This window comes from Skermanella aerolata KACC 11604 (genome assembly GCF_000936425.1).
GTDB lineage: Bacteria > Pseudomonadota > Alphaproteobacteria > Azospirillales > Azospirillaceae > Skermanella > Skermanella aerolata.
This window is the reverse complement of sequence record NZ_AVFK01000147.1, coordinates 1-1956: the sequence shown is the minus strand read 5'-3', so window position 1 is coordinate 1956 and position 1956 is coordinate 1. Positions and strand designations below refer to the sequence as shown.

Here is a 1956-nt window from a genome sequence, read left to right as displayed (position 1 = left end):
GACAGCGCGGTTTCAGCAGGGATCGACGGGAGGCTGAGCATCACACCCCGATGGCACCAACTGCCCGGATCGGGTGTTCATGCCAGTCGGCTGACCGCGGCCAGGCTGCCCACGATCCGTCCCCTGACAAGCCTCCGGCAAATGGATGAAATCTACGTGGATGTTACAGGGCGAAGTACGGTGGCGATGCCGACCGGCAGCCGGGAGTCATGGTCCCCTTCTTCCGGCCAATCCCCGCTGATCCTGTCCCGCTGCCACGATCGATCCCTGGCCCGAATGCCGTCGCCCCGGCTCCGCCTGTGCGCAGCAATTCCGGCCCACAACGAGGAAAAGCATCTCGAAGCATGCCTGCGCGCCTTCACGTTTCAGACCGACGGCCAGGGGCGACGGCTCGATCCGACAATCTTCGAGGTCATCCTGCTGCTCAACAACGGCTCGGACGGGTCGGCGGAGGTTGCCCACAGGTTCCGCGCCCGGCACCCCGGCCTTGCCCTGCACATCGTCGAAGTCACGTTTGACCGGCGCCATGCCCACGTCGGCTGGGCTCGCCGGCTCGCCATGGACGAGGCGCTGGCCCGGTTTCACTGGCTCGGCTTTCCCGGCGGCGTCATCGCAACCACTGACGCCGACAGCGTCGTCGCGTCCGACTGGGTCGCGCAGACGCTGACCGAGGTCGCCGCCGGCGCCGACGCCGTGGGCGGCAGGCTCATGCTGACCCGGCAGGCCGTGCTCGACCTTAATCCGCGGCTGCGCCGGGTGGCCGGTCTCCACCGCCACTATGAGAGACTGGTCGACCGTTTGACCTGCCTGACCCGGCCTGACCCGTTCGATCCCTGGCCGTGTCACAGCGACCATGGCGGCGCCAGTCTCGCCGTCACGGCGCGGGCCTACCAGCGTGCCGGCGGACTGCCACCCCTGCCGACCGGCGAGGACCAGGCCTTCCATGCCGCGCTGCGGCGAACGGGTGCCCGGTTCCGCCACAGTCCGCGGGTCCGGGTTGTCACCTCGGCGAGGCTGGACGGCCGCACCCCCGGGGGTATGGCCACGACGCTGGCTGGTTGGCAAGTGGCTGGATCGGCTCAGGCTATCCTGGTCGCCTGCCCGGACCGGATCGTTCACCACCTCAACGGCAGCCTCCAAGCCACCGACTTCGTGGCGGAGGCAGCGGTCGACCGTGTGCCGCTGAGCGAGGCGCTTGCCGTCCTCACCGCCCGGGTTACGACACTTGAGGCCGGTCCAGGCCATCACAGCCCGATCCGGCACAAATGCATTTCAGCCGTCACGGCACAGCAGGGTCAGACGATGATCGGCACTGTGCCGGTCGGTCAGAACCGTGAAGCCGTGAAGGTTCGCCATCGCATCATGGACGTCGTTCCCGGACAGGGGACAGAGGGTGTCTCGGACAGCGTGAACCAGCAGAAAGTCGCTGCCTGGGTTGAGCAGCCCTTGGATCAGGCGTCCGGCCCGGTCCAGGTCCGTCGGTGAAAGATAACAGCCGACTTCCGACAGCACGATCAGATCGAACGGTCCGTCCGCTGTTTCCCCTGGAAGCTCCAGCTCGTCGATTGTCGCCCGGGCAGGGTCGGTGCTGCGCACTCTCGCTGATCCGGGGGGCAGGGGAGAGATCGTCACCGACAGCAGCCCATCGCACCGGCTGGCGAGTTGATGGCTCAGGACGCTGGTTGGAGCGCCGATATCGAGGGCGCAGACATACCGATCACGGCGCAGAGCAGCCAGGATCGCGGCGCATTCGCCAGCATCGCTGGGGCTGAAGGCGAGCAGGCGGGAATCCGGTTCTCCGCGGCGCATCCGGTTGGAGAAGTCGGGTGGGACAGGCTTCACGTCTCTTCCTCCAGGAAGGTTTGTCATGCATCCAGGCCGTGCCGGAATGGTGGCGGGAGCTGATCAGCAGCCCGGCAAACCGGATGCCGGCGCCAGCGCAGCTGCTGTCGCATC

At 67.3% G+C, this 1956-nt stretch carries 1 protein-coding gene; it reads left to right on the top strand.

All coding sequences use genetic code 11. From position 1 onward, the window contains the following. Window positions 1-1485, top strand: a 1485-nt coding sequence (locus N826_RS41200) for a glycosyltransferase family 2 protein (RefSeq protein ID WP_211099522.1), incomplete at its 5' end; no start/stop codon positions are given. Window positions 1486-1956 lie beyond the last annotated feature (471 nt).